The 20,142-nt window shown below is 70.5% G+C and carries 13 protein-coding genes; 7 read left to right on the forward strand and 6 right to left on the reverse strand.

Going from position 1 to position 20,142, the window contains the following annotated elements; genetic code table 11:
* Window positions 1-84: 84 nt before the first annotated feature.
* Window positions 85-972, forward strand: a complete 888-nt coding sequence (locus tag AB0H43_RS06485) for a DUF559 domain-containing protein (protein WP_359997498.1) — start codon at window positions 85-87, stop codon at window positions 970-972.
* A gap of 105 nt (window positions 973-1,077) precedes the next feature.
* Here AB0H43_RS06485 and AB0H43_RS06490 read toward each other — a convergent pair whose 3' ends face one another.
* The 3 genes from AB0H43_RS06490 to AB0H43_RS06500 all read right to left on the reverse strand — a co-directional run bounded on the left by AB0H43_RS06490 (window position 1,078) and on the right by AB0H43_RS06500 (window position 6,985).
* Window positions 1,078-2,688, reverse strand: coding sequence for a serine/threonine-protein kinase (locus tag AB0H43_RS06490; RefSeq protein ID WP_359997501.1), 1,611 nt, complete (start codon window positions 2,686-2,688; stop codon window positions 1,078-1,080).
* A complete protein-coding gene (locus tag AB0H43_RS06495) occupies window positions 2,685-4,418 on the reverse strand; it encodes an FHA domain-containing protein (protein WP_359997504.1) in 1,734 nt (577 codons plus the stop codon). The genes AB0H43_RS06490 and AB0H43_RS06495 overlap by 4 nt, the downstream gene beginning before the upstream one ends.
* A gap of 206 nt (window positions 4,419-4,624) precedes the next feature.
* Entirely contained in the window at window positions 4,625-6,985 is a 2,361-nt protein-coding gene (locus tag AB0H43_RS06500) for a hypothetical protein (RefSeq protein WP_359997507.1), read from the reverse strand.
* A 220-nt stretch (window positions 6,986-7,205) separates the two neighbouring features.
* Between AB0H43_RS06500 and AB0H43_RS06505 the strand changes: the two genes are divergently transcribed.
* The gene (locus AB0H43_RS06505; RefSeq protein ID WP_359997510.1) at window positions 7,206-9,797 is read left to right on the forward strand and encodes a LuxR C-terminal-related transcriptional regulator; all 2,592 of its coding nucleotides are present in this window, start codon (window positions 7,206-7,208) and stop codon (window positions 9,795-9,797) included.
* Window positions 9,798-10,165: 368 nt separating this feature from the next.
* Here the strand turns inward: AB0H43_RS06505 and AB0H43_RS06510 are convergent, their stop codons facing one another.
* Window positions 10,166-10,921 (reverse strand): phosphoglyceromutase, encoded by a 756-nt coding sequence (locus AB0H43_RS06510; protein WP_359997512.1) that lies wholly within the window; start codon window positions 10,919-10,921, stop codon window positions 10,166-10,168.
* 121 nt (window positions 10,922-11,042) lie between these two features.
* Here AB0H43_RS06510 and AB0H43_RS06515 point away from each other — a divergent pair, with 121 nt between their 5' ends.
* The 3 genes from AB0H43_RS06515 to AB0H43_RS06525 are packed head-to-tail and all read left to right on the forward strand — an operon-like array spanning window position 11,043 to window position 14,858.
* A complete protein-coding gene (locus AB0H43_RS06515) occupies window positions 11,043-12,284 on the forward strand; it encodes an MFS transporter (RefSeq protein WP_359997515.1) in 1,242 nt (413 codons plus the stop codon).
* The gene (locus AB0H43_RS06520; RefSeq protein ID WP_359997518.1) at window positions 12,265-13,533 is read left to right on the forward strand and encodes an MFS transporter; all 1,269 of its coding nucleotides are present in this window, start codon (window positions 12,265-12,267) and stop codon (window positions 13,531-13,533) included. The genes AB0H43_RS06515 and AB0H43_RS06520 overlap by 20 nt, the downstream gene beginning before the upstream one ends.
* 11 nt (window positions 13,534-13,544) lie before the next feature.
* On the forward strand, window positions 13,545-14,858 hold the full coding sequence (locus AB0H43_RS06525; RefSeq protein ID WP_359997521.1) for an MFS transporter: 1,314 nt from the start codon (window positions 13,545-13,547) through the stop codon (window positions 14,856-14,858).
* A 130-nt stretch (window positions 14,859-14,988) separates the two neighbouring features.
* Here AB0H43_RS06525 and AB0H43_RS06530 read toward each other — a convergent pair whose 3' ends face one another.
* Together AB0H43_RS06530 and AB0H43_RS06535 are read right to left on the reverse strand one after the other, a co-directional pair.
* Window positions 14,989-15,786: a sugar phosphate isomerase/epimerase gene (locus AB0H43_RS06530; protein WP_359997524.1), complete on the reverse strand. Its 798-nt coding sequence runs from the start codon at window positions 15,784-15,786 to the stop codon at window positions 14,989-14,991.
* Window positions 15,787-15,822: 36 nt separating this feature from the next.
* Window positions 15,823-16,599, reverse strand: a complete 777-nt coding sequence (locus AB0H43_RS06535) for a hypothetical protein (protein ID WP_359998580.1) — start codon at window positions 16,597-16,599, stop codon at window positions 15,823-15,825.
* A 97-nt stretch (window positions 16,600-16,696) separates the two neighbouring features.
* Between AB0H43_RS06535 and AB0H43_RS06540 the strand changes: the two genes are divergently transcribed.
* Window positions 16,697-17,617 (forward strand): Ppx/GppA phosphatase family protein, encoded by a 921-nt coding sequence (locus tag AB0H43_RS06540; protein WP_359997527.1) that lies wholly within the window; start codon window positions 16,697-16,699, stop codon window positions 17,615-17,617.
* 160 nt (window positions 17,618-17,777) lie between these two features.
* Entirely contained in the window at window positions 17,778-20,087 is a 2,310-nt protein-coding gene (locus tag AB0H43_RS06545; RefSeq protein ID WP_359997529.1) for a cellulose binding domain-containing protein, read from the forward strand.
* Window positions 20,088-20,142: the final 55 nt, after the last annotated feature.

A 20,142-nucleotide genomic window follows, 5' to 3' on the forward strand; every position in this document is an offset into this window, starting at 1 on the left:
CATCCTCCTACAGCAGGATGCCCGCCGTCCTCCCGTTGTGGATAACACGGTCTTCGGCCGAGACTTGCGCGCCACCCTTGTCCGATGCGCTCCCCGTCGTCGCCATTTCGCGCGCGTGATTGGCTCGCCGCCGGGCTGCTGACCCGCGATGAGCTCCGCGGCCCAAGGTGGCGGCGACTGTTTCGCGGCATCTACGTCGATGCCGAGATTCCGGTCGATCATCGGCTCCGGTGCTCGGCGGCGGCGTTGCTTCTTCCGCCCGGCGGGGCGATCGCCCTGCTCAGCGCGGCCGCCCTCTGGGACGTCCCGCTGCTCGGACCCGATGACCCGGTCACCGTGGTGGTGCCGCTCGGCACGAGTCTGCGTACGCAGAACCACCTCGTCGTCCGCCGGATGGTGCTGGACTCCGACGACCTGGCTTCGCGGTTCGGCATGCCGGTCACGTCGCTCCTTCGGACGGCTTTCGACGTGGCTCGGCTACTCCCGCGCGCCGACGCCGTAGTCGCGCTCGACGCGATCTTCCACCGTCGAAAAGTGTCCTCCGACCAGGTCCGGTCCTATCTCGACGCGCATGCCGGCCGGCCACAGACCCGTTCCGCTCGGACAGCGCTGTCGCTCAGCGACAAGCGAGCGGAATCTGTCATGGAGACGAAGCTCCGGTTGGTGCTCCTGGACGGTGGACTGCCCCCGCCCGCGTTGCAGGTCAGAATCAGCCGAGTCCTGCCTGACGGACGAATCCGAATACTCGCCCGGGTGGACCTGGCGTACGAAGAGTGGAAGCTCGCCATCGAATACGACGGTGACCACCATCGGGAGCAGGCGGCATACCGTGCCGACATGGATCGACAGAACGAGATCTACGTCGCGGGCTGGACCGTGCTTCGGTTCAACGCGACCGACGTACTGCGTACTCCGGACAAGACGGTCGCGATCGTCCGCGCCATGCTGCGCCGACTGGGATGGCAGGGCTGACCGCCTCTCCGCGGACGCCTCCGAGCGACCCGAGTGATGCGTTTGGGGGGCCATTTGATCTCCCCCACCCCCCAAACGCATCACCCTGTCCGCTGAGCACCGGCGCTACCCGATGCAGACATAGTCGGCGACCGTCGCCGTCGAGCCGCTCTCCTTCGTCGGCGTCGTGACGATCGAGACCTTGATCTGGTAGCCCGCACTGCACTGGTCGCGCCAGAGCGAGACGACGTCCAGGTCCTCGGCGCCGGAGTAGGAGAGCGAGCCCTGAAGCGTCTTGGTCTCGGTGTACAGCGCCGTGCCGTACTCGCCGCCGTTCGCGTTGACCTGAACGAAGCGCAGCCGGTAGGTCAGCTTGTTCGTGTTGGAGGCGCGGATGGCCCAGGCCGCGTGGACAACGCTTGTCGATGCGCCGCACTTGCCGACGTAGTAGCACGCTGACGTCACGGTTGCCGTTGTCACGCGCGGCGGGGTGGGGCTGGGGGAGGGGCTCTTCGTCGTGGGTTTGGGGGTCGGCGACTTCGTCCGAGACCTCGTCGGAGTCGGCGAAGCAGCCGTCGGTGAGACTGACGCCGAGGGCGACGCCGACGGGGACGGCGACGGGGAGTCAGTCGGCGACGCCGAAGGCGATTCCTCCACAAGCGACGGGGACGAGGATGGCAGGGCTGAGGTGTTGGCGGCGTCTGTCGGGTTGAGGGCGACGCAGCCGCCGACACTGCCGCCGACGACGACCACCGTGATCGTTCCCGCGACGAGCGCCTTCTTCACGCCGCTCGACAGCGAGCGGAGGCGATGCCCCACTCCGCGGCCGAGGGCGGAGTCCGCGACGGCGGTGCCGGACATCGAGGCGAGCGCGAGCGGGAAGAGCGCTGCGAGCAGGAGCGCTCGCCGGGCGAGTTTCTTCTTGCCCTCCTCTTCCCATTCGGGGCCGTATGCCGCTCCGGCGACCGCCTCCAACTCCCGGAGGAAGAGCGTCGCGTTGGTCGGGCGCTGCGCCGGGTCCTTGGCGAGCCCGCGTCGCAGCAGTCCGCGTACCCCTTCGGGCGCATTGTCGACCGGGATGGGCGCGGACTCGTGCTGTCGGCGGAGCTGGGCCAGATCGCCGGGCGCCCGGTAGGGCGGCGTGCCGGTGAGGCACTCGAAGAAGGTGGCGGTGGCCGCGTAGATGTCGGTCTGCGGGGTGGCCGTGCCGGCCGCCCACTGCTCGGGGGCCATGTAGCTGGGCGTGCCCGCGAGCGCGCCGGTGCGCCCGGCGCGGACGGCGATGCCGAAGTCGGCGAGCTTGCTCTGGCCTTGCGCGTCGACCAGCACGTTCTCGGGTTTGTAGTCGCGGTGGACGATGCCGAGTTTGTGCGAGGCGGCTAGGCCGAGCAGCGAACCCTTGAGCACGACGAGCGCGGCTTCGGGCTCGGTCGGACCCTGTTCCCGGATGAGTTTGCGGAGGGCGACGCCGTTGACCAGTTCCATGACGATCGCCGCGCCGCCGGGATTCTCGACGTACTCGTAGAGGCGGGCGACATGGTCGTCCTGGACCTCGGCGAGGATGCGGGCCTCGGCCCGGAACTCGCGGAGGAAGGTCTCGTCGTTCTTCAGGTTGTCGGCGAGGTATTTGATCGCGACGGGAACTCCCGTCTGATCGTGGGTGGCGAGCACGACCAGCCCGGACGCGCCCCGTCCCAATTCCTGTACCGCCGTATATCCCGGCACTGACCAGGTCATGCCGTCGCCTCCCCAGGCTCGGTCAGCGAACGCTTTGCCGCCGTTCGCCGCACCAGTGTGGACACCTTCTTGTAGATGCGGAACCAGATCGGAAACATCAAGACAGCCAGACCGATCACGATCACGGGGATCGCGAAGCCGGCCGGGAGATACTTCTGCACCATTCCGTCGAGGCGCGTACGCCAGCTGAAGACGGCCATCACCATGAACGCCGTCATCCCGAGGACGGCGGTCATCCCGTACGCCGCCATGCCCCACTGCTTCAACCCCGGACGCTTGCCGCCGCGCAGGTCGGCCCAGATGCCCTTGGTGAAGTAGGCCGAGGCCTCCTCCCGCAACCGCGGCATACGCAGCGCGTCGGACAACGCCTGGTAGCCGTCGAGCGGCATCAGCGGATTGAGGTTGTAGATCGTGTTCAGGTAAAGCGCGAAGGCGATCTGGAAGGCGATCCCGGAGACCATCGGACGCGGCACATACGCCGCTACGAGGGAGGCCGTTCCCGCAACCGCCGCAGTCGAGAGTGGACCTGACAACGTCACCACGATGCGAGACCAGCGCGTACCGAACCACATGTCGCTCGTGTCCACAAAGGCGAACGGCATGCCCATCATCAGCATGAAGCCGCCCCGCGTCACCTTGCGGCCATACGATTTCACGGCCATCGCGTGCGCACTCTCGTGGATCGCCAGCGCGATCAGGCAGACCGCCGCGACCACGATCGCGCCGGCCAGGCCCGCGCCGCCCACGTTGAAAAGCTCCTGCTTGCTCTGCGCGACGAAGAACGCGTAGATCCCGCCCAGGATCACAAGCCACATCAAGAACACGCTTGTACGCGTGAAGAAGCGCCAGCCGAAAGCTCGGTACATGCGGTCGAACAGGGAGTCCAAGCCCTTCACCGACAGCTCCAGCCGGAGCAGCGCGCGGAAGATCGCCTGGCCGATCCGCTTCAGCAGCGGCGGCCGCTCCGGATCGCGTTGCCCGTAGAGCCCGCGGACGAGCCCGATCGCGGCGAACGTCCGCAGCGTCTGCTCGATGCGTGGAAGGGCCAGCTCGCCGTACTTGTCGGCGTACAGGAAGAGCAGGTCGCGTACGCTGTTCTCGCCGTCCAGGCTGTTCCACAGGAACGCGTCCCGATCGTCGAGCTGAAGATACTGCCCCGTACGCGTATTGCTCAGCACCCACTGCTCGACCCCGCGACTGTCCGGGACCTGCTTGAGCGCCCAGCCCGACCGACGCCGGGGCACCGCCGACAACGGTTCGGTGGCGGTGGCCGCCTCCGGCTGGTGCCTCGACGCCGCGAGCATCGTGTACTCGGTGCCCTTGACCATCGTCTTGGAGCCGATAGCCGCGTTCCGCGGCTGCGCGAACCGGACCGGCACATCCCCGAAGAGCAGCTCCATCTCGTCGTTCAGGGCGGCTCGATCGCCGTGGAGCGTACGCCCGCCGACGGTGGTGCCGTTGAACGAGTTGAGGTCCTCCAGGAGGAAGCCCTCCGGTCCCCGGGTGATCCGGGCGTGGTGCCGCGAGACGCTCGGATCGTCCAGGATCAGATCGTTGTCACTGGTACGCCCGATCGTCGTCACCGGACGCACCAACGGGTACGCCTGCCCGGCGTGGCGCAACTCCGGCGCCGCGAACTCGGCGACCTTGGCGCCTTTACGCAGCGTGCCGCAGTGCAGGCAGTACGGGTAGTCCCGGCGCAGGTGCACGTGACAGGCGTGGCAGAGCATCTCCGGTGACCCTTCTCGCGTCTCGCGGACTCGGTTCGCGCTTCGTTTTCGGCGCTGGATCAGGGTTCCCGGTCGAATCTTGAGTCATGATCCGACCGGGAACCCTGATCCAGCGCCGGGAGGGTGGGGGCCGGCCGGGGCGAGCACGGGGGAGACTCGGCCCCGGCCGGCGTACTCGGCGGAGCGGTGCTCTCCGCGAGTCGGTGCTAAGCGTTCGGTTGCGTCTTGTCCTCGTCGTCGTCCTTGCCGGCGAACTTCGCGCCGGCGATGCCGCCCGCGATTCCGCCGACCACGACCCCGGCGACCACGCCGCCGGCGCCCACTGCCAGCTCGGTCATACCGATGCCGCCGTCGTCGGCCGCGCCGCCGCCCTGGGCGCCGCCCGCCTGACCGCCGCCCTGGCCGCCGTCGGCCGGCGGGGTCGTCGCGGCCGGAGCGTGCGAGGCGGCTGCCGCGTCGGCCTCAGCCGTCGGGGACTCCGTCTCGGGCTGCTCCACCGGCGGCTGCTCCACCGGCGGCTGCTCGGTGGGGGGCTGGTCCGTCGGCGGTTCCGGGGTCGGCGTACCGGTGCCGCCGCCCGTGCCGCCCGTCCCCGTGCCGCTGTCCGACGGCTCGGGCGTCGGCGTACCGCCGTCGGTGCCGGGGTCGGTGGGGCCGGGATCGGTGGGGCCGGGGTCGGTTGGACCCGGGTCGGTCGGACCGGGGTCGGTCGGGCCGCCGCCGTCACCCGGGTCGAAGACCGGCGGATCGCCGAGGACGCCGCCCGGGTCGATCGGGTGCACGGGGTCGACGATGACGCCGCCCGGGTCGAACACGACGCCACCCGGCTCGAGGACGTCCGGCGTGCCGTCGCCGTCGCTGTCGGGCAACGTGCCCGGGAAGTGCGGGAACACCGGACCGTCGGGTGTCGGGTCGAGGTAGTTCGGGGTCCCGTCGCCGTCGTTGTCCCCGAAGATGCCGGAATGGTCGGGCAGGCCCAGGCCGCCGGGGAAGCCGGGGTCGGGCGCGGGGTCGCCGCCGGGCGTCGAGTCGAAGATGTCCGGAATCCCGTCGCCGTCGGTGTCGAGGCTGAGGCCGGGCAGACCACCCGGGAAGTCCGGAAGCCCGCCGGGAGCGTCGGTGCCGCCGTCGCTCGGGTCGCCGCCGAGGCCGGGGATGCCGGTGGGCCAGCTGCCGAGTCCTTCGAGGGAGTCGGGCAGGCCGTCGCCGTCGGTGTCGGGGCCGAAGTCCAGCCCGCCGCCAGGCGCGTCGCCCCCGTCGGAGCCGCCGTCGCCCTCGCCGCCGAGGCCGGGGATGCCCGGGAATCCGCCGGGACCCTCGAGCGAGTCGGGGATGCCGTTGCCGTCGGTGTCGAGGCCGAAGTCCAGCCCGCCGTCGGAGGAGTCCGAACCGCCGTCGCCCTCGCCGCCGAGGCCGGGGATGCCCGGGAATCCGCCGAGGCCCTCGAGCGAGTCGGGCAGGCCGTCGCCGTCGGAGTCGGGGCCGAAGTCGGGTACGCCGGGGTCGCCGCTCGGATCGGTGTCGGTGAAGTCCGGGATGCCGTCGCCGTCGGAGTCCTCGAACATGTCCGGCGTACCGTCGCCGTCGGTGTCCGGGCCGAAGTCCGGCAGGCCGAAGCCACCCGGGAACGAGCCGCCGCCGGATCCGCCGTCGCTGCCACCGTCGCCGAGATCGCCGAGGTCGGGCAGGTGGAAGTCGGAGCCGATGAGTCCGCTGAGCCGGCCGCCCGGAGGCATCGTGGCCAGCTCCTCGCCGCCGCCGTCCGAACCGCCGTCGGAGCCGTCCCCGTCGCCGGTGCCGAAGTCGAGGTCGCCGAAGACGCGCATCGCCTGCGGGGCGTCGCCGCCGCCCGGCAGGATCGGGTCGGGCGGATCCGTGTGGCCGAGGTCGGGCAGGACGAGGTTCATCGGTGTGGGATCGCCACCGGGCGGGGACGGCGGCGTCGGCAGGCCACCCGGGCCGTCGTCGGGTCCGTCGCCGCCCAGGTTCAGCACACCCGGAGTGAGGTGCAGGCTGCTCGGCGGCGGTGGGGCGGGATCGTCCTGCTTCGGGCCGATCTCCAGGCCACCGTGACCGCCGTCGCCGCCACCCGAGCCGTCCGGGGTCGGGTGCAGTCCACCTTGGACGAGGATGGCCGGTGCGGGCGTACCGCCACCGCCGGACGGCGGCTCGCTGCCACCGGGCGGGGGAGTGCTCGGGCCGTCGTCCGGTCCGGAGTCGCCGCCGCCCGAGTCGGCCGGACCGTCGTGTCCGCCGTCGGCCGGCGCGATGACGTGCGGGACGATGTGGACCTCGGGCGCGACGTGCACGTCCACCTGAGGCAGGTCGGGGGTGCCGGAGGTCAGGGCGGTCGCCAGCCCTCCGGTCGTCACGCCGCTCTTGGAGAGGCGTACGCCGAGCGCCTGCGGGCCGCTGCCCGTGGAGGCGTCGGCCAGGCCGCGGAGGCGGTCGGACTCCTCGGAGGTCAACCCGTACTCGGCGGCCACCTGATCGGGGTGGGATCGCGCATGCCGGGCGAACTCCGCGTCCACCGCCATCCGCGCGATCACGTCGCGGAACTGGGACATGTCCTTCGATCCTTTCTCGGTGGCTGTCTGGGGGCTTGCCAGGAACGAGTACGAAGGTAGGAAGCGAGCCGCTCGGGGGTCATCGGGCCGGGTACGGAACTTTCCCATGCGCGGGTTCTCCGTACCGCCATCCGTACCGCTCTGGGTACCCTCCGGGCGGAGGATGGCCGGTCGGCCGCAGGAGTGAATAGCGTCGCCGGAAAGGGTGGGGGTGAGGGACGTGCGGTTCGTCGGGCGCGCGATGGAGCTGGGGGCTCTGGCCGGGCACGCCCGCGCGGTCGTCGACGAGCGGCGGCTTCGCGTGGTGCTGCTCATCGCCGAGCCCGGCCGGGGGGCGAGCGGGCTGCTGGCGGAGTTCCACCGGCGTACGCCCGCGCTGCGCTACGTACGAGCGGCACCGCCCCGGGCGGCGGGTGCTCCTTCGCTCTGGCCCTGGCAGCGGGTGCTCACCGAGCTCGGCTCTTCGTCGACTGTGGACGACATCTGGTCGGCGCAAGCCGCACTCACCCGGATCTTCGCCGAAGCCGGACCGCTGCTGATCGCGCTCGACGACACCCACCGCGCCGATGAGGCGACGCTGACCCTGCTCGCCGAGTACGCCGACCAGCCACCCGCCACCCCGACGCTGGTCGTCGCGGTCGTCCGCCCGGAGGTGGCCGAGACGCTGCCGTCCGGTCCGGCTGCGTACCGGGTGTGGCTGCCGGGATTGAGCCGCGACGAGGTCGCCGAGATGCTGGCCCAGTCGGTCGCCTTCCCGGTGCCGGAGGCGCTCGCGACGCAGCTGCGCCGCCGCTCGGACGGCAGTCCGGCGTTGCTGACCGCGATCGCCGGGCAGCTGCGGGAGTCCGACGACGGCCGTCGCCGGCTCGCGCTGCGCTGGCCGGAGTCGGCGACGGCGCCGATCGCCGAGCGCCTGACCGTGCTGACCGAGCCGGCCCGGCACGTCCTCGCGGTGGCCTCGGTCGTCGGCCGGGAGTTCGATCTGTCCATCGTGGAGGAAGTGGCCGGGGACGCCGCGTTGCCGTCGCTGGAGGAGGCCATCACGGCCGGGTTGATCCGCCCGGTGACCGATCGGGTGTTCGCCTTCGACTCGGCGCTCGCCCGCGAACTGAGCTACGACGCGCTCGGCCTCACCGAGGTGGCCGGTCTGCACGAGGCGGTCGCCGACGCGCTGCTCTCGGTCGGCGCACGGGCGGGAGAACGCGCCCCGACCGTGGCCGAGCTGTCGCACCACCTCGTCGCCGCGGCGGTGCTCGGCGGCGACGAGCGCCTGGATCGGGCGATCGCCGCCACTGTGGCGTCCGCGCGGGCGGCCGAACGCCCCGCCGAGGCGGCGGACGCGTTCGCCGTCGCGGTGGAGCTGGCCTCGCGTGCTCAGTGGTCAGCCGGCCACCTCGGCCGGCTGCTCGTCGCCTTCGGATCCGCGCAACTCCAGGCAGGGCGCCGGGAGCAGGCCCGCGAGGCGTTCGCCGCAGCGGTACGCCTGGGGCGTCAGGCCAAGGACGCCGGACTGCTCGCCGAGGCGGCGCTGGCGTACGGGCCTCGATCGGGGTCGGGTGCGACGGCGGAGCCGACCGATCCGCAGCGGGCGACCGCGCTCACCGAAGCCCTAGCGCTCCTCAATTCCCCGCTGCCGCCCCGACCGCCCACCCCTGGAGACGAGCTTCGCGGCTATCTTCGTGGCGCCGATCTGTCTACTGTGGCCCGGCTGCGTGCCCGGCTGGCGTTGGAGTCGACCGGAGCGGCGGCTCGCACGCTCGCCGAACAGTCGCTGACGGCGGCCCGGGAAAGCGCCGACCCCCGGGCGATGGCCGAGGCCCTGCTCGCCCAGGTGGAGTCGGACGCCGACCAGCTACGCCAGGCGCTGCGCGAGGCCGGAGCGCTGGACGACGGCGTACTGCTGAGCCGGGCGCATCGGGCGCTGGCGGCGCTGTCGTTGCGCGACGGCGACCTCGGTCCGGCCGACCGGCAGCTGGCCGAGGTGGACGGCGTACCGGAGATCGCGGCGCACCGCCTGCTGTTGGCGGGTAAGGTCGCGGCGGCTCGTGAACAGTTGACGGTGATCGCGGGGCTGGAAGGACTGGCCGCGTACGCCGGACTGCGGCTGCTCGACGGAGACCCCGGTGACCTCGCCGACCGGCTGCGCGACGTGACCGGCCCGCTGTGGACGACTGCCGCCGCGGCCTGGATCGCGCGCGCGGAGGGGCGTGACGAGCTGGCCGACGCGCTCGTCGAGGAGCTGGCGGCCCAGCCCCTCGATCCCTGGGCGATCGCGTTCGTGGCGGCGGCCGAGCCCGCCCCGGCCGCGGCTGACCGGCTCGGTGCGCTGCTCTCGGCGTATCCGGGGAAATGGATCGTGGCCGGACCGGCGACGGCGAGTGCCGGACCCACCGCGCTGATGGCCGCGCGGCTGGAGACGGACCCGAAGCGCGCCACGACCCGACTGGACGACGCGGCGCGCGTCATCGGTCACACGCCGTGGCTCGCCTGGCTGCGGTGGGAGCGGGCGCGGCTGCGCGCGGACCCGCAGGAGGTCAAGAGCGCGCGCACGTACGCCGCCGAACGCGGCCTTTCAGGCCTGGTACGCCGGATCGACCGGTTCGAGCCGCCGGACGGGCGGACGCTGACCCGGCGGGAGCAGGAAGTGCTGGAGCTGGCCGCGGCCGGCGCCTCGGCGCGGGAGATCGGCGAACGGCTGGTGATCGGCGAGCGAACAGTCGAGACCCACCTCGCGAACATCTATCGCAAGCTCGGCGTACGCAGCCGAGTCGAACTCGTGGCCCATCTCCGGGACAGCGGACGACCAGTGTGATCACCGTTACAGATTGTGACAGTAGAGACACGGAAACGGGTGGACGAGGGAATAGGCCCGGCGTACCGTCATCCGTAACGCGCCTCGCTTGTGCAAACCGGGGGTTCGCCTAGTCGATCTGTTTCGACTTTGGCGCCGAGCGAGGAGCTGGGGGATGGGTGGCGCAACACCGTTGGGGGACGGTAGCCACCTGAACCGGCGCGCTGGCTGGCGACGCTAACGGGGGTGAGCGTCGCCAGCCGCCGCCGGGTTTTTCTTATCCACACTGCTTTCTTCGCGCGTTTTCCGGGATAACGCGCGCTCGAACAGTGTGCGAGACCGCGTTATCCCGGAAAACGCGAGCGAAGCGCCGCCGTAATCCCGGGACGTCAGCGACCCTGGTTGGCGACGGCCGCCGCAGCCTCCGCCGCCGCGGCGGGGTCGAGGTAGACCCCGCCCGGAGTGATCGGCCGGAGTTTGTCGTCCAGGTCGTAGCGCAGCGGGATGCCGGTGGGGATGTTGAGCGCCGCGATCGCCTCGTCGGAGATCCCGTCCAGGTGCTTGACGAGGGCCCGCAGCGAGTTGCCGTGCGCCGCCACGAGGACGGTCTTGCCGACGAGGAGGTCGGGGATGATCGCGTCGTACCAGTACGGCAGCGCCCGCTCCAGGACGTCCTTCAAGCACTCCGTACGCGGCCGCAGCTCTTCGGGGAGGGCGGCGTACCGGGGGTCGTCGAACTGCGAGAACTCGTCGTCGACGGCGATCGGGGGCGGCGGCACGTCGTAGGAGCGGCGCCACAGCATGAACTGTTCCTCGCCGAACTCCTGCAGCGTCTGCTTCTTGTCCTTGCCCTGCAGAGCGCCGTAGTGACGCTCGTTCAGCCGCCAGGAACGGCGTACCGGGATCCAGTGGCGGTCGGCGGTGTGCAGGGCGATCTCCGCCGTACGGATGGCGCGTCGCAGGACGCTGGTGTGCACCACGTCGGGCAGCAGGTCCTGCTCCTTGAGCAACTCACCGCCGCGGCGCGCCTCGCTCTCTCCCTGGGCGTTGAGGTCCACGTCGACCCAGCCGGTGAAGAGATTCTTCGCGTTCCATTCGCTGTAACCGTGCCGCAGCAGCACGAGAGTTCCAACCATGCTTGTCATCCTGCCTTACGTACGCAGAGTGACCACGGACACGTTCTAAATCACGTGACCCTGTCACCCGGGCTGGCCTAGGTTGTAAGGCGTCCTTCTCAGAACGCTCATTACCCCTGGTGGTGGATACGTGCGGAGCCTGCGTACCTGGGCCGGCGACACGGTGGGTGGCCTTCCGGCCACCTTCTGGTATCTATGGCTCGGCACGCTGATCAACCGCCTCGGTGCGGTGGCCGTGCTGTTCCTGGAGATCCACATGGTCTCCGGCTACGGCTTCTCCGCCACTCTCGCCGGTCTCGTCCTCGGCCTCTACGGCGGCGGCATGGCGCTCGGCTCCATCGCGGGCGGCGTCCTGGCCGACCGATGGGGTCGCCGGCCGACGTTGCTGCTCGCCAACATCGCGGGCGTCGTCACCGCGCTCGCCCTCGGGATCACCCTGACACCTTGGTTCGTCGCGCTCACCGCCCTGGTGTACGGCTTCTGGAACGGGCTCGGGCGGCCGGCGTACAGCGCGACCCTGGTCGACGTCCTCGGCCCGACCAAGCGCATGCGGGGGATGAACCTCAACTATTGGGCGATCAACCTCGGGTTCTCCGGCGCGGCGTTCCTGGCCGGCGTACTGGCGCACACCCCACGGATGGTCGTCTTCATCCTCAACGCCGCGGTGCTCGCGATCACGACCGTGATCATCGCGATCAAGGTCCCGGAGACGACCCCCGGTCCGGCGCTGTCCGCGCCCAAGGAGAACGGCGGCATCGCGCTCGTGCTGCGCGACCGGGTCTTCATGACCTATGTGCTGCTGAATCTGGGCCTCTGGTCGATCATCGAATCCTGCAAGCTGATCCCGATCGCCATGGTGAACCAGGGGATCGATCCGGCCAACTACGGCTCGGTCATCGCGGTGAACGGCGTCATGATCGTGGCGCTGCAGCTGTTCATCCCCAAGATCGTCGGGCGGCACCCGCGTAATCGCGTACAAATGGCGTCCGCCCTGCTCGTCGGCCTCGGCATGGGCGCGGTCGGCCTGGCCGGCAGCGTGCCCACGCTGGCACTCACCGTCGTGGTGTGGACGCTGGGCGAGATGATCAACGCGCCGGTCAACGGCACGACCATCGCGGACCTCTCCAGCCCCACGATGCGTGGCCGCTACCAGGGCGTCGCCTCGATGAGCTTCACCGCCGCGAACTTCTTCGCGCCGATCGTCGGCGGCCTCGTCCTCGACAACACCGCGCCCGCGACGCTCTGGTTCGGCCTCGGGGTCCTCGGCCTGGTCATCGCGGCCGGCCACCTCCTCTCCGGGCCCGCGCGCGAGCGCCGGGCCGCTCAGCTCACCCAGCCAGAAGGGGTACGCGATGCGGCGCTGGTTGCGTGACACCACCGGCGGTCTGCCGCGACAGTTCTGGTATCTCTGGACCGGGACGCTGATCAACCGCGTCGGCGGTTTCGTCGTCATCTTCCTGACCATCTACCTCACGACGGTCCGGCACTTCACGCCTTCGCAGGCCGGCCTGATCATGGGGGTCTGGGCGGCAGGCGGGGCGCTGGGCAACATGCTCGGCGGCGTGGCCGCCGACCGGATCGGCCGCAAGGTCACCCTGCTCACCGGCCAGGTCGCCGGGGCGGCGACGCTGGTCGCGATGGCCTTCACCTCGGCGTACTGGGGCATCGCCGGGTTGGCGTTCCTCTTCGGGATGTTCGCCGACGGGGCGCGCCCGGCATTCGGCGCGATGCTGATCGACATCGTCCCGGAGAAGGACCGGCTGCGCGCGTTCACCCTGAACTACTGGGTGATCAACCTCGGCTTCTCGTTCGCCGCCACCCTCGCGGGCCTGGCCGCGGCGGCCGACTACCACCTGGTCTTCCTGGTCGACGCGGCGACGACGCTCGTCACCGCCACGTTCCTGTTCTTCACGTTGCGGGAGACCCGGTCCGCCCGCCCGGCCGCGACTTCGCCGGCCGCCGCTTCGGCGGTGGCGTCGGCCGCCAGGGGCGGACTGCGGGTCGTGTTCACCGACCGGATCTTCCTGATCTTCGCGGGGCTCAACATCCTCAGCGCGTTCGTCTTCCTCCAGCACCTCACGACGCTGCCGATCGCCATGGCCGCCGACGGCATCTCCGGCCAGACCTACGGCTACGTGATCGCGTTGAACGGCCTCCTCATCGTGATCGGGCAGCTCTTCATCCCCCGGCTGACCAGGGGCATGAGCCGTACGCGAATGCTCGCGGTCGCCTCGGTCGTCACCGGGCTGGGCTTCGGGCTCACCGCGCTGGCGAACACCCCGCTGTTCTACGCCGTCACCGTCTTCGTCTGGACCTTGGGCGAGATGGTCAACGCACCCGCCAACTCCACCACCATGGCTGTCCTGTCCCCGGCCGAGCTACGCGGCCGCTATCAGGGCGTGTTCTCCCTCTCCTGGTCGATCGCCGGATTCGTCGCCCCGACCGCCGGCGGCTTCCTCCAGGAACACCTCGGCAACACCTTCCTCTGGCTCCTGTGCGCGGTCGTCGGATTGGCCGTCGCCGCAGCTCAGGTAGCCTCGGGACCGGCGCGCGAACGCAGAGCCGCGATCCTCGCCCCACCCCCGCCGGCCGTCTCCCGGCAGCCAACCCCCGTTTCGTAAGGAATCGCGTCTTGTTCTCTCGCTTCTGGTCGCAGACCGCCGGAGGACTGCCCCGAGTCTTCTGGACCCTCTGGTCGGCGATCCTCGTCAACCGTGTCGGCGCCTTCGGCATGCTCTTCCTGCCGCTCTACCTCAGCACCGGACGCGGGCTCTCGCTGACCGCGGCCGGCCTGGTCACCGCCGGCTACGGCATCGGCGGCGCCGGTGGCAGCCTGATCGGCGGCGTACTGGCCGACAGCTGGGGCCGCCGCGCCACGATGGTCACCGCGAACGGGATCGCCGCCGCGCTGATGCTCGCGCTCGCGTTCGCCCAGCCGCTCTGGCTCATCGCCGGGCTCACCCTGTTCATCGGGATCTTCCACTCGATGCCCGGCCCGGCGACGGTCGCGGCCATCATCGACATCGTTCCCGAAGAGTCCCGCGCCCGGGCGTTCAACCTGCAGTTCTGGGCGTTCAACCTCGGCATGGCGATCGCCTCCGCCCTCGCCGGGGTCATCGCCGAGGCCGGATTCTTCCTGCTCTTCGCGCTCGACGCGGCGACGACGGCCATCACGGCGTACGTGCTCTACCGGTATGTGCCGGAGACGCTGATGCTGCGCCAGGGCCGCCCGTCCCGTCCGTGGGCCACGAGGCCCTGGCCGGCCCGCCCCATCGGCTCCCGCCCGCACCCGGCCAGCGGCCAGGTCAAACGGTCGGCGACCCCGGGCGGCCTCGGTACGGCGCTCACCGACCCGATCTTCATGGTCTTCGTCGGGCTCACCTTCATCGCCGCGATCCTCAACTCGCAGACCTCGATCCTGCAGCTGGCCATGGACTCCGACGGCCTGCCACCCGCGGCGTACGGGGTCGTGGCGGCCGTGCCGGGACTGCTGATCGTCCTCGGCCAGCTCTTCGTGCCCCGGCTCATCCAGGGCCGGCTGAAGGGACGCGTACTCGCCCTGTCCCTGGCCGTCTCCGGGATCGGCTACTTCACGCTCACCTTCGCCGACGTCTTCGGGGCGTACCTGATGGCGGCGGCGATCTGGACGATCGGCTCGATGCTCGCCGCCCCGCCGAACGCGGAAGTCATCGCCGAACTCGCCCCGGCTCGGCTGCGCGCCCGCTACCAGGCGGTGTTCTTCCTGACCTTCCCGGCGGCCGGATTCGTCGCCCCGGCGGTCGGCGGATGGTCGCTGGAACACCTCGGTGACGTGCACTGGGTGGTCATCGGTACGGTCGGGCTCGCTGCCGCCGCCGGGCACCTGCTGGCCAGCCGGCCACGGGAGCGCCGCGTCGCCCGGCTCCTGGCGTCGCCGGCCATCCTGCCCAACAACGCCACCGTCTAACCCACCCTGGCCCCCTCCGCTCACCGCGGGCGGGCCCTCGCCCTGGTCTGTCCGCGCGATCATGACCGAAGGTTCATGATCGTGCGGAAGAACGGGGGCCGAGGCGGGGCGAGGCGGGGTGGGCGAGGGGTTAGAGGGCGGCGGGGGTCGTGAGGTGTTGCCGGGCGAAGGTCAGCGCCTCGGCCAGCAGCTCTTCGCGTTCGGCTCGGCTGGCCGCGCGCCGGGTCGCCACCTCGACCGCGATCGAGCCGGTGAAGCCGCGTTCGGCCAGCGACGACAGCAGTTCGGCGCAGGGCTGCTTGCCTCGCCCGGGGACGAGGTGTTCGTCTCGGCCTTCGCCGGTGCCGTCGCCGAGGTGGATGTGTGCCAGTCCGGCGCCCATCGCGTCGGCCATGGCGAGCGAGTCCATCTTCGCGGCAGCGCAGTGTGAAATGTCCAATGTGTACGCCGCATAGCCGGTGCGGGTGGGGTCCCAGCCGGGCGAATAGGGCACGAACTCCCGTCGAGCCATCCGGACGGGGTACATGTTCTCGACGGCGAACCGGATCTGCGGGTAGCGGCCGTTCAGTGTCCGCAGACCCGCCTCGAACGTCCGGGCGTACTCGCGCTGCCAGGTGAACGGCGGGTGCACGACGACCGTGTCGGCCTCCAGCGTCTCCGCCAGCGCCGCCGCGCGCCGGAGGCGTACCCAGGGGTCGCTGGACCAGACCCGCTGGGTGACCAGGAGGCAGGGCGCGTGGATGGACCCGACGCGGACCCCGTAATGGCTGGCGAGCCCGCGCAGCGCCCCGGCGTCCTGGCTGACCGCGTCGGTCCAGACCATGACCTCTACGCCGTCGTACCCGAGCGCGGCCGCCAGCTCGAACGCGGCGGCGGTGGGCTCGGGAAATACGGACGAACTGGAGAGGAGCACCGGAATCCTGGGCATGCCTCCTAGGCTAGCCCGGTCCGCGAAATGCGCCCGTCAGCCCGCCGGATGCGGGGCGACCAGGCCCTTCTTCGCGCGGGCCGCGCACAGGCGGGCCAACTCGTCGTACGCGGCCTGCCCGATGAGCGCGATCAGCTCCGGCGCGTAGGAGACGTAGACCGGGGTGCGGTCGACGCGGGCCTCCGGCGACGAGGTGCACCACCAGTGCAGGTCGTGCCCGCCCGCGCCCCAGCCGCGCCGGTCGAACTCGGTGATGCTCGTGATCAGCACCTTGGTGCCGTCGGGTCGCTTGTGCCATTTCTGATCGCGGCGGATCGGTAGTTGCCAGCAGACGTCGGGCTTGTACTCCAACGGGTGAACGCCGTCCCGCAGCGCCTGGCCGTGCAGCGCGCAGCCGCCGCCTCCGGGGAAGTCGGCGTCGTTGAGGAAGACGCACGGGCCGTCCTCGCTCTGCGTCGCCGTACGCCGGGCGGGCTCCTCGTCGTTCAGCTCGTCGAGTTCGGTCCAGTTCTTGAAGCCCTTGCGGTAGTGCTGCCACGTCTCCGGGGTCAGCTTCCGCACGGCGGCCTTCACCCGGCGGATGTCGTCGGCGTCGGTCAGGAACGCGCCGTGTGAGCAGCAGCCCTCGATCGCCCGGTCCTTGATGATGCCGTGGCAGCCCTTGCCGTAGACGCAACTCCACCGGGAGAGCAGCCAGGTGAGGTCGGCCCGGATGAGCTGGGTGGCGTCGGCCGGGTCGGCGAACTCCACCCACTCGCGCGGGAAGTCCAGGCCAACCTCGCGATCGCGGGGGTTCACCGGCGTCAGCGGCAAAGTCTTGCGCGGCGCGGGCGCGCTCTTGGGCTGGGTGGTTTCGCTGATACGCACACACTCAGCGTACGGCGGTGGGCGTCCCCGGTACGGTATTCCCGTGCGTCTGGGCGTGCTCGATGTCGGCTCCAATACGGTGCATCTCCTGGTCGTGGACGCGTACCACGGCGCCCATCCCTGGCCGGCCCACTCGGAGAAGGCCGTGTTGCGCCTCGCCGAGCAACTCGGCCCGGACGGCTCGCTCACTCCGGCGGGGGAACAGGCCCTGCTCACCGCGGTTCGCGATGCCCGCCAGGCCGCGGATCGGCTCGGCGTGGACGACCTGCTGGCCTTCGCGACCTCGGCGGTACGCGACGCGCGCAACTCCTCCCAAGTGCTGGCGCGCGTACGCGAGCAGACCGGAGTGGAGCTGAAAGTGCTGTCCGGCGCGGACGAGGCCCGGCTGACCTTCCTCGCCGTACGCCGATGGTTCGGCTGGTCGGCGGGGCGGCTCGCCGTCCTCGACATCGGCGGGGGTTCGCTGGAGATCGCGGCCGGGATCGACGAGGAGCCGACGCTCGCGGTGTCGCTCCCGTTGGGTGCGGGGCGGATCACCCGTGAGCGCCTTGCCGGGGATCCCCCGTCGGCTCAAACGATCGACGAGGCGCGGGCGTATGTCGCGGCGACGTTGGAGGAGCTGGACGTCTCCCGGCTGGCCGGGCTCGACCGCGCGGCGGCGACGTCGAAGACCTTCCGGTCCCTGGCCCGGCTCGCCGGGGCCGCTCCGAGCGGGAAGGGGTTGTGGGCGCCCCGGTCGTTGACGCGTACGGGGTTGAAGCAGGTCCTGGGCTTCATCCGCCGGATGCCCGCCGACGCCATCGCCGAACTCGACGGGGTCAGCCCACAGCGGTCGCACCAGGTGCTCGCCGGGGCGATCGTGGCGCTGGCGGCGATGGAGCGGCTCGACCTGGACTCCGTCGACATCTGCCCGTGGGCGCTCCGCGAGGGCGTCATCCTCCGCCAGCTCGACCTCTCGACCTAGCCCGCTGGATCAGGGATCCGCGTCGAATCTTGGGTCAAGATTCGACCGAGAACCCTGATCCAGCGCCAAAAAGAGGGCAAGCGGGTTCACGTATGTGGACGGCGTGCCATATTCCGAACGGGCGTTGACTACATGGACAGTGTTCCATTAACTGTCTTTCATGATGGACGCCCACCGATCTCTTACCGGCGCGCTCGCCGCCGCCTTGACCGCCACCACGCTCCTGTCCGTCTCCCTGCTGATCCGCCCGGCGGCGCAGACCGTTGACGACGTCGACCGAGCCGGCGCCGCGCTGACCGGACTCGACCTGTCCAGCGCCAACCGGCGTACGCCGATCGCCGGGCTCTACGACTGGAGCAAGGCCGGGTATCGCAACGGTGCGAACCTGCCCGGTTCCGGTGACGTCAACCCCGACGCCGCCTGTCAGGTCACCGCCTCCGAACTCGCCACCCAGTACGCGGTGCACCCGAACGACGGCGTGGACGACACGACCGGTCTCCAATCCGCGATCGACTTTGTGCGTACCACTTGCTCCGCGACGGCGAGTTTCACGAAGCTGTCGCTGATCACGTTGCCCGCGGGCGTGCTGAATGTGAGCCGCCAGCTGGGCGTCGACGCCGACTACCTGATCGTGCGCGGAGCCGGCAGTGATCCGGCGACCGGGACCCGCCTGGTCTTCCAGCCCGACGCGAACACCCGCTACGACACGCTGACCGCCGACGGCTCGGACTGGGACGAGGACGGCATGGTGTCTGGGCAGGGCAAGGGCGGCTGGCTGTGGCCCGGCCGCGGGTTGTTCCGGGTGCAGTCCCGGCAGGTGCACAGCGCCTACGCGAGTGATTACGCCGCCGCGCCCGCCAACCGGAAGGACATCTTCGAGGGCACGGTGAACGTGCACTGGAAGGCGGGGCAGAAGCTCGCCGCGAAGCCCGGCGAGACCGGGTACGCCGCCCGGACCGGTGACACCGTGGTCTATGTGGCGAGCCTGACCGGGCTGACGGCCGGGACGCTGGTGAACATCCGGGCCGCCAACTCGGTGAAGTTCTACAACTCGCAGAACGTCTTCGACACCGCCCTGATGAGCAATCTGCACATGCGGCAGCAGATCTTCACGATCACCGCCGTGAACTCGACCGCGAAGTCGATCACCCTGGACAAGCCGCTGGAGTACGACGTCCCGATCACCTCCACGTCGGACGGCTCCGCCGCTATCGGCGGCACGGTGTACGACTCGAAGGCCGCGCCGCTGGTCGACCCGGTCGTCGGCGTCGGCTTCGAGAACTTCTTCCTGACCCAGAACGAGCCCGGCCTCAACGCCGCGGACGCCGTGCACAACTACGGCAACATGGACCCGCCGGGGGAGATGCACGGCATCGTCTTCAAATGGGCGGCGAACTCCTGGGTGCGGGGCATCCGTACCTCGATGACCGGCTCCCACCCGATCGTCACGGAGGAGGCGGCTCGTCTCACCATTGTGGACAACTACCTCGACGGGGCCTGGAACAAGGGCAAGGGCGGCAACGGCTACTTCCGCGGCTCCCGGGTCTGGGACTCGGTCTACGCCGGGAATGTCAGCCGCAACCTGCGCCACTTCACCTTCCAGTGGTCCGCGTCGGGCAACGTCGCGATCGGCAACGACACCGACTCCGACTTCAACCTCCACGGCGGCTGGGAACGCAACAACCTCATCGAACTGAACACCGTGACCGTCCCCTACGCCCATCGATCCGCCAACTGCCAGGCCAACTGCGGCGAGGAGGGCGGGGGTGGGCCGGACGACTCGAACTGGTTCCCGATCTGGTGGGCCGCCGGGCAGAAGGCGGTCAAGTGGTCGGGATCGTCCGGTCCGCGCAACGTCTTCTTCCACAACACGATGACCAAGCAGCTCGGCTCGGACACCGCGCCGTACACGGCGTACTACGCCGATCAGTCCCGGATCTACCAGTTCGGGTGGTCCGGGTCCGCGTGGCGCCATCTGGACATCGCGGGCACACCCATCGCCGACTGGGCCGGCCACGAGCTGGCCGACTACACCGACGGCCACGGCGTCGACGCCTCGCGGACCGATGCGGGTCCGTCGTTGTTCCTGCTTTCCCTGACTGGTACGCCGAGCGCCTCACCGTCGCCGTCCAGCGCGTCCCCGTCCCCGTCGTCCGCCTCGCCCGCTCCGTCCGGGGTGGTGGGGCTGCGGTGCGCGTTCGCCCAGACCTCGGTCTGGAGCAGTGGGTACGGCGGGCAGGTGACCGTCTACAACGACGGGACGGCGACCGTCCCGAGCTGGTCGGCCGAGTTCGATCTGCCGACCGGGACGAGCGTCAGTTCGATGTGGCGAGCGACGTACGCCAAGAGCGGCAGTCATTACGTGGTGACGCCGTTGGCGTACGCGGCCGACATCGCGCCCGGCGGCTCGGAGTACTTCGGCTTCAACGTCAGCGGCCTCGGTACGCCCTCGAACCTGACCTGCCGCTGACACTTCGCCCGCGCCGCTTTCGGGGCTGGATCAGGGATCCGGGTCGAATCTTGAC

The organism is Hamadaea sp. NPDC050747, from assembly GCF_040654195.1.
GTDB lineage: Bacteria > Actinomycetota > Actinomycetes > Mycobacteriales > Micromonosporaceae > Hamadaea.